This is a genomic window from Geobacillus sp. WSUCF1 (genome assembly GCF_000422025.1).
Lineage (GTDB): Bacteria > Bacillota > Bacilli > Bacillales > Anoxybacillaceae > Geobacillus > Geobacillus zalihae.
In genome coordinates this window covers 45634-52986 of the sequence record NZ_ATCO01000060.1, presented here as the reverse complement: position 1 = coordinate 52986, position 7353 = coordinate 45634, and the positions used below count along the sequence as shown (strand labels likewise).

The following is a 7353-nucleotide window of genomic DNA, read 5'->3' as shown; positions in this document are numbered from 1 at the left end:
AGCGGAAAAGAAATCAGGGGGATATGGATGCGCTGGCCGAGCCAAAGCCCCGCCGCGGTCAACGGAACGGCCCAACCTGCCGTTCCAAGCGCCGACAGCAACAAAAACGGCCCGAACGGAAACCGGCTCACTCCCGCCATATACGGGCAAATTTGCCGCACCCCGGGAGCATAGCAGCCGAACAAAATCCCCCATTTGCCATAGCGGCCAAACCAGCGGCGAGCCCGCTCCCAACGTTCAGCCGTAATTCCGACGCACTTGCCGTACTTTTGCACAAACGGCGCCCCCCACCACCGGCCGGCGCCGTATGCCGTCACCATGCCGGCCATCGCCCCGCCCCAGCATGAAGCGAGCGACGGTCCAAGCAGCAACTGCTCCTTGGCCACCATCACGCCGACCAAAAAGAGCAAGCTTTCCTCCGGCGCCGGAATGCCGACAATGCCGCAAAACAAAAAGAAAAACAGCATCACATATCCATATGACTGGACATACGGCAACCATACGCTTGTATCCATAGCTCCCCCGCTACATCGCCGAGATTTGTGTATTAGTTTGCACATTTCGCAGTTCCGTAATCGTCACCCAACGCATCTTTTTCGCTGCTTCATCCTTAAACAGCAGCTCGAGCGCTGACAACATTTGCTCTGGCGCGCGTTTGTCAGCACCTAACGCATCCCCATTGTCATGAAGCACAATCACCGCCCCGCCGCGGATGGACGAACGCAAGCGGTGGAACAATTCCATTGTACCAATTTTTTCGTTCCAATCGCCAAGAATATGCGACCATAGCACCGTTGTATACCGCTTTTGCACGATCGGCGTCCAAGCGTTAAAATGCCCCCACGGCGGGCGGTAATACACCGGGCGTTGGCCCGTCGCCCGCTCAATCGCCTTAGCGGCGCGGCGCACCCCCCAATCCAACCAAAGCGGCGGCAACAGCCAATTGCTGATGTGGCGGTAATTATGAATCCCAATTTCATGGCCTTCTTCGGCCATCCGCCGCACAATATCCGGATAGCGCTCGACTTTGCGGCCGACAACGAAAAACGTCGCCTTCACGCCATATTTCTTTAATAAATCAAGCAACTTTGGCGTATAATACGGGTCGGGGCCATCATCAAACGTCAGCGCCAGACAATCGGATGCCGTTCCCTCCCGAAACAAACGCACCCGCTTTTTGCGAATGATGATCGTCGGTACAATCCCATAAATGGCAATTCCCACAATGAAACAAACGAACAACCAAGCCCACATGGCATTCACCTCTTGATTGTACTTTACCAATATTTCTTCTCTCTGAAAATAGAAAAATGAATTTTCTATATTCGAGATCATCACGATGTAGGTGTTTTATCATATAACAAACAAATGAGAAATCGAAAAGAAAATCATGAAAATTTCATGCAGACCGTCCAGTTTTCTTACTATACGAAAAACGCCACCGCTTGGTTTCCTCCCGAAGCTAGGTGGAATCTGCTATAATACATAACGATACACGAGCGATTAAAAAAAAGACAGGTGATCCGCATTGCGAAAAAAAAATCATCTTAACCGGCGGCGGCACAGCCGGCCACGTGATGGTCAACGTCGCCCTCATCCCGAAATTGAAAGAGCTGGGATGGGATATCGTTTACATCGGATCTCATCAAGGGATTGAACGGGAGATCATCGGCCGCATCGACGGCGTCCCGTACTATTCGGTTTCGACTGGAAAACTGCGCCGCTATTTTGACTGGAAAAACTTTAAAGATCCATTCAACGTGCTGAAAGGCGTTTGGCAGGCGTACCGCCTGATCCAAAAAGAAAAACCGGACGTCGTCTTCTCAAAAGGCGGATTCGTCTCCGTTCCCGTCATTCTCGGCGCTTGGCTGAACGGTGTGCCGTCGGTGATCCATGAATCTGACTTAACCCCCGGGCTTGCAAACAAAATCGCCATGCCGTTTGCGACAAAAATCTGCCTCACCTTCCCGGAAACGAAGCAATACGTCAATGCCGATAAAGCTGTCTACGTGGGCGCCGTCGTCCGCGAAGAGTTGAAGGATGGCAACGCCGAACAAGGGAGGAAGATGTGCCAGTTCGACGGAAAAAAACCGGTCTTGCTGGCGATGGGCGGCAGCTTAGGCTCGAAAAAAATTAACGACGCCTTGCGCGCCAACCTATCGACGCTTCTTGCCGAATTTGACATCATCCACATTTGCGGCAAAGGGAACATCGACCGAAGCCTCGCAGGCCAAAAAGGATACAAACAGTTCGAATACGTCAACGAAGAGCTGCCCCACTTACTCGCCTTAGCCGACATCGTCGTCTCCCGCGCCGGGGCGAACGCCATTTTCGAACTGCTCTCCTTGCGCAAGCCGATGCTGCTCATCCCGCTCTCGAAAGCGGCAAGCCGCGGCGACCAAATCCTTAACGCCCGTTCGTTTGAAAAAGCCGGCTATGCGGAAGTGCTGATGGAAGAGGACTTGACGAACGAATCGCTGCAAGCCGCCATTCACCGCCTATACGAAAACAAAGACCGCTACCGAAAAAACATGGAGAAAGCCGGCGCAAGCGATCCGCTGCAAACGTTGCTTGCAATCATTCAAGACACCGCCCGCCGGTAAAAACAGGCGATGCCCGATGCGGCCAACCACGGCCGTTTTTCGGCATCGCCTCGTTTTGTTTTCATCACCACACAACGAGCCTTCTCTCCTTTACACCGGCTCAAGCCGATAACGGTTGATACGGAACACATGGTCGCACAAGAGATCGATATCTTCTTGATGTTGTACTGGAATTGTGATGCTGGCTCAGTCTTAGCACTCAGCTAGCACTACGGGTTATTTTTATTCAAATTTTTTCGTTTGCCATTTCCTTCCCCCAACCAGAAAACCGCCCGGCGGAACAACCCCGCCAGGCGGCACGACTAGAAGTATAAGAAATAAATGACAATGGCCAGCACGATCCGATACACGGCAAACGGCACGAGGCGGATGCGGTTGATGAGCTCAAGGAAAAAGCGAATCGCGAGCAAGGCGAAGACAAAGGCGCTCAAAAAGCCGGCGATGAAAAACGGAATATCGGCGGTGGTGACGTATTGCCAGTTTTTCAACAGCGACAGCCCGCTCGCCCCAGCCATGATCGGAACAGCCATAATGAACGTGAAATCGGCGGCGGCGCGATGGCTCATGCCGACAAGCACCCCGCCAGAAATCGTCGAGCCGGAGCGGGAAAAGCCGGGCCACAAGGATAAACATTGCATCAAACCAACAAAAAACGCCTGCTTGTACGTAATTTGGTCGACCGTCTGCGTCCGCGCGGCTTTTTTGGCGAATTTGTCGGCGGCGATCATAAGCAACGCGCCGAGCACAAGGCCGATCAGCACCGTTTTTGTCGAAAACAAATGTTCATCGATGTAATCTTCAAACAAGACGCCGAGCACCCCGGCTGGAAGCAGGCCGACGATGACGTGAAGAAGCGTCAGCCGCGGATGTCCGCCCGGATGGCGGCCGCGGAAACCAAGCAAATCGAGAAATCGGTCTTTAAACACCACAACAGCGGCCAAAATCGAGCCGAGCTGGATAACGACTTTAAACGTATTCGCCGCGTACTTGCCTAAAAACTCGGTCGATTTCAACCAAAGATCGTCCACAATGATCATATGCCCGGTCGAAGACACAGGGGCAAACTCGGTCAGCCCCTCGACCATCCCTAAAATAACCGCCTTCAACAGCTCGATCCAGTGCATTCGTTCCATCCTTTCTGCGCGGGGTCGTCCTTTTTATACATATGGGCCGGGCGGGCGAAATAACACCCTGCTTCGGCCGTGCCTGCTCTATTGTACTACAAATCATTCGTTTCTACTACCCGCACGTTTTTGGATGGGTGTGATGCCGGGAAGAGCGTCAGTCATCAGTCAGCGGGCGGAAATAGGCCTGCCCCCAGCTCCCCGCGCCGTTCTAGGTAGTGGTACAAAGCGCCGAGCAAGTTCGCATCGTTTTTGAAGCGGCACGCCTCCACAACGGGGCGGACTTTCGCGATCGAAACAACCGACAGCAGCGCAGAAAGCCGCTTGTTGATTTCACTGATGAAATCAGAACGGCTGCTAATGCCCCCGCCGACAATGATTTTTTCCGGATCGTACGCATACTGCAAATTAAAAATGCCTTGCGCCAAGGAGAAGTAAAATCGATCGATCGCCTTTTGCGCGGCTTCATCGCCGCCCTTTGCCAACGCAAATACTTTTTCTCCGTCCAGCTCCCTCTCCGGCATCCCCTTTTCCTCAGCCGCCATCCGGATCAACGCGCTTGTCGCCGCCAGTTCACTCCATGTTTTGCATTCGATCCTTCCGTTCTCATAGCGGACATCCATCAACATATAGCCAAATTCCCCGCCGTGCAAATGCGCCCCTTTATGGATGCGTCCGTCTTTCACGATCGCCCCTCCAATGCCGGTGCCGACAATGACAAAGGCGATGTCGCGGCAGCCCCGTCCCGCCCCTTTCCATAATTCACCGAGCGCCGCGCAATTCGCGTCATTTTCCATCTCCACCGGCAGGCCCGTCGCCCCGCCGAATACGTCTTTAAAGTTGGGACCGTGAATACAAGGCAAGGCGCTGCTTCCGCCGATGACGCCGATGTCGCTATCCACGCTTCCTGCGGAACTGATCGCAATGCCGGAAAGTGGATAGTTGGCCTGCGCCTGGCGGACGACGTTAAGCAAGTCATCGCGAAATTGATGAAAGTCATGCCGCTCCGAACGGTAACGCCCCTTTTCGAAAAAGTCGCCATGCTCGTTCATGACGGCATGTTTGACATATGTGCCGCCAATATCAAAAACGATATAGTAACGCACCGATGACGCCTCCTTCGTTTTTTATCTTTCCTCTCTTCTAGCTCCATTAGGCTTAGCTGTTTCTCCGCTTTTATGTATTCGCCGTCGGTCCATCCGCTCCTCCCCGCTGCAAGGAAAGAGGCCGCCCCGTTAGGCGGGGGCGGCTCGCCATCATCATCGTTCATATCCCATTGACAACGCCTTTTGCGCATTGCGAACATCGTTGTGAAGGAGCTGGACGAGATCGTACGCTGGATAATCACTTCGTTCATACATATAGTTGAACGCTTTTTCGTGCGTGTCAATGGCTTTAAGCAGATGTTTGACAAACGTTTTGCGCAGCACCGGCGTCGCCGCCTCGGTAATGGCAGCAGCATAATTGCGCACTGCCGTTTTTGAAAAGCCAAGCAAGTCGCCAGCGTGCAAGGCGCGGTCGCCATCATCATGGTCGCGGCTTTCTTCCATCATAGGTGCCGCCGGAATGAAGGCAAGCAGCTCGCGCAAATTCGTTTCCAGCCCTCGAATCGTCTCAAGGTACAATCCTTTTAATTCAGGACAGTCGATTTTGCCGACCGCCTTTTTCATTTTTATGAGCCCGTTTGCTTGAAAAGCGATCAGTTCATGCAACTCCAACGTTTCATGCCAAGCCAAATGGCGATGACCGTACGTATCATTCATTTTGTTTCCTCCTTGTTTTATTTTTCCATTTATTGTATATGCCCACTAAGGAGAAACGGTCACCGTTGTACAAGACATCCGCATCAGCAAAAAAGCGCTTCGCGAAATGCGAAGCACCTTCCATATCATCATTACAGCCAATCCCCGCCATCAAATCCATCGCCGCCATCAAACCAATCATCCACGTCCAACCCGTCAGCGACATCATCGATCACATCGTCAAGCAACTCTTCCGCCACCATTCCCGCCAACATCCCGGCCGCAAATCCTCCAATGGCGCCAGCCCACCCATGTCCGCCATGATGCGAATGATGGACGGGTGGATAATGGCCAACTGGATGGCTATAAATAGGCGAATGCGGCGTTGCCAACGGATGCCCGCTCAGCTGGCCGAACGCCCCGGCCGCCCACACCGCCTCTTCGATGGCTTCCCGAAGCAGACGGGCTGCCGTCGCCGAATCGCGAAGCTGTTCGTGAGTGATCAACAGCTCCCGTTTCATTTCGCGTTCCCCGCCAAAGCCGTGGCGGACGTCGATCTCCATATACAAACGCACCCCTTCTCCCTCGACAAGGGCAAAAAACTCGACTTCTTGGACGATCCCTTGAAATTCGCTCGTCGGGAAGAACGAAAATTCCTGGCCATGCGGCGTAATGCTTCCGGATGTCGCTTTCTCCCGGAATCCCAGGGCGGCCAAAGCGGAAAACACTTGCTCCAAGGCCGTCGGCGGCAAAATGTGAATGGCGTCTTGGTCATATGCATCCGCCCCATCGGCAATATCGAGCCGGGTGACGAACGTATAACGGACCGTTGGGCGGCTGATCGGCAAATGGAGCGGCAGTGCGTACGAAAACGGGAGCACTTTCCGCTCACCGGGCTGAATCGTAAACGAGGAAGCGACCGGGATCACCGCTGCGGTTCGGCGATATGCCTTTCCTTCCGCGTGCACCTCCAATTGCAATACGACATCTAGGTTCCGAATGTGTTGGGCGACCGAACCACCTTCCAGCAAAAATTCCCCTTCCAACGTTTCACCAAGGCGCACATGAGGGCGATGCAGCACGAGATCCACTTTGGCAGCGCCAATGCCGAATTTCGATAAAAACTTTTTCCACATCGGACCTCTCTCCTTTTTCATCAACCTATTTTCACATTTGAATTACGAACGAGCCGCCAAAATGGTGTCACCGAAATAATTTGATCAACCCTAGGACAATCAACACAACCCCAGGCAGCATTGTCGCCTTTTTCATGATTCCCGTTTTCGACACCATGTACCCCAACGATAAGCCGACTCGGATGAACATGAGAGTAAATACGCCAACCAACAGGGAAAACGAAAGCGGCGGGAAATGCAAAAGCGACGAACTGATCCCGGCGCCAAATGAATCCATCGACAAAGCGATCCCGATCAACAACGCTTCTTTTTGGCTGATCGTGCCTGAACGATCAAGATCCCCAAGTTCAGGCCGTTTCAATACTTGAACAGCGCCGCTGAATCGGTTAGCCTCCCCTGTTCCATCACATTCCATAGAGGAATCGCTTCCGTCTCCCTTTGGCTTATAGACGTTATAAATCGCCCAACCGCCAAGCGCCATGAGAATGACTGAAGCAAGCCCTCTCTCGACTTGCAACGGCAAAACAAGCGCCAACAGACGGCCGATGTTCATGGACACAAACACCATCATTCCAGACATGCATGCAATAAGCGCCAACGAAAAGCAGGAAAAACGGACACCACCCATTCCATACGTAATGCCTACGCTCAAGCTGTCCATGCTCACGCTGAAAGCGAGCAAAATCATGGACACCCATAACCACATATGAATCCCCCCTGCCGTACAATATGCAATTCCGTACGGAGA

At 53.0% G+C, this 7353-nt stretch carries 9 protein-coding genes; 1 reads left to right on the top strand and 8 read right to left on the bottom strand.

The annotated features are described in order from the left end of the window. Both I656_RS09430 and I656_RS09435 read right to left on the bottom strand, forming a co-directional pair. On the bottom strand, nucleotides 1-515 hold a 515-nt coding region (locus I656_RS09430), incomplete at its 3' end, for a DedA family protein (RefSeq protein ID WP_020754730.1). A 10-nt stretch (nucleotides 516-525) separates the two neighbouring features. Next, entirely contained in the window at nucleotides 526-1254 is a 729-nt protein-coding gene (locus I656_RS09435) for a polysaccharide deacetylase family protein (RefSeq protein WP_033005337.1), read from the bottom strand. Between the two features lie 248 nt (nucleotides 1255-1502). On the opposite strand from I656_RS09435, the gene I656_RS09440 reads away from it, so the two are divergent. Further along, the gene (locus I656_RS09440) at nucleotides 1503-2603 is read left to right on the top strand and encodes an undecaprenyldiphospho-muramoylpentapeptide beta-N-acetylglucosaminyltransferase (protein ID WP_033005342.1); all 1101 of its coding nucleotides are present in this window, start codon (nucleotides 1503-1505) and stop codon (nucleotides 2601-2603) included. A 302-nt stretch (nucleotides 2604-2905) separates the two neighbouring features. Here the strand turns inward: I656_RS09440 and I656_RS09445 are convergent, their stop codons facing one another. The 6 genes from I656_RS09445 to ytaF form a co-directional block, all read right to left on the bottom strand. Continuing rightward, nucleotides 2906-3727 carry an undecaprenyl-diphosphate phosphatase gene (locus I656_RS09445; protein ID WP_033005334.1) on the bottom strand — a complete coding sequence of 274 codons (822 nt, stop codon included), beginning with the start codon at nucleotides 3725-3727 and terminating at the stop codon, nucleotides 2906-2908. A gap of 164 nt (nucleotides 3728-3891) precedes the next feature. Continuing rightward, nucleotides 3892-4833: an ROK family protein gene (locus I656_RS09450; RefSeq protein ID WP_020754725.1), complete on the bottom strand. Its 942-nt coding sequence runs from the start codon at nucleotides 4831-4833 to the stop codon at nucleotides 3892-3894. 153 nt (nucleotides 4834-4986) lie between these two features. Beyond that, complete coding sequence (locus I656_RS09455; protein WP_020754724.1) at nucleotides 4987-5490, bottom strand: spore coat protein; 504 nt, start codon at nucleotides 5488-5490, stop codon at nucleotides 4987-4989. Next, nucleotides 5483-5659: a hypothetical protein gene (locus I656_RS18610; RefSeq protein ID WP_155824518.1), complete on the bottom strand. Its 177-nt coding sequence runs from the start codon at nucleotides 5657-5659 to the stop codon at nucleotides 5483-5485. Before I656_RS18610 ends, I656_RS09455 begins: the two co-directional genes overlap by 8 nt. Next, nucleotides 5622-6605 (bottom strand): sporulation protein, encoded by a 984-nt coding sequence (locus tag I656_RS09460; protein ID WP_014194671.1) that lies wholly within the window; start codon nucleotides 6603-6605, stop codon nucleotides 5622-5624. Before I656_RS09460 ends, I656_RS18610 begins: the two co-directional genes overlap by 38 nt. Nucleotides 6606-6672: 67 nt before the next feature. Further along, entirely contained in the window at nucleotides 6673-7311 is a 639-nt protein-coding gene (ytaF, locus tag I656_RS0115305; RefSeq protein WP_011229724.1) for a sporulation membrane protein YtaF, read from the bottom strand. Nucleotides 7312-7353: the final 42 nt, after the last annotated feature.

Excerpts from the sequence above, each read along its gene's own strand:
- I656_RS18610 (WP_155824518.1), bottom strand. The coding sequence starts at position 5,659 with ATGGCGGCGATGGATTTGATGGCGGGGATTGGCTGTAATGATGATATG.
- I656_RS09460 (WP_014194671.1), bottom strand. The coding sequence starts at position 6,605 with ATGTGGAAAAAGTTTTTATCGAAATTCGGCATTGGCGCTGCCAAAGTG.
- I656_RS09435 (WP_033005337.1), bottom strand. The coding sequence starts at position 1,254 with ATGTGGGCTTGGTTGTTCGTTTGTTTCATTGTGGGAATTGCCATTTAT.
- ytaF (WP_011229724.1), bottom strand. The coding sequence starts at position 7,311 with ATGTGGTTATGGGTGTCCATGATTTTGCTCGCTTTCAGCGTGAGCATG.
- I656_RS09455 (WP_020754724.1), bottom strand. The coding sequence starts at position 5,490 with ATGAATGATACGTACGGTCATCGCCATTTGGCTTGGCATGAAACGTTG.
- I656_RS09445 (WP_033005334.1), bottom strand. The coding sequence starts at position 3,727 with ATGCACTGGATCGAGCTGTTGAAGGCGGTTATTTTAGGGATGGTCGAG.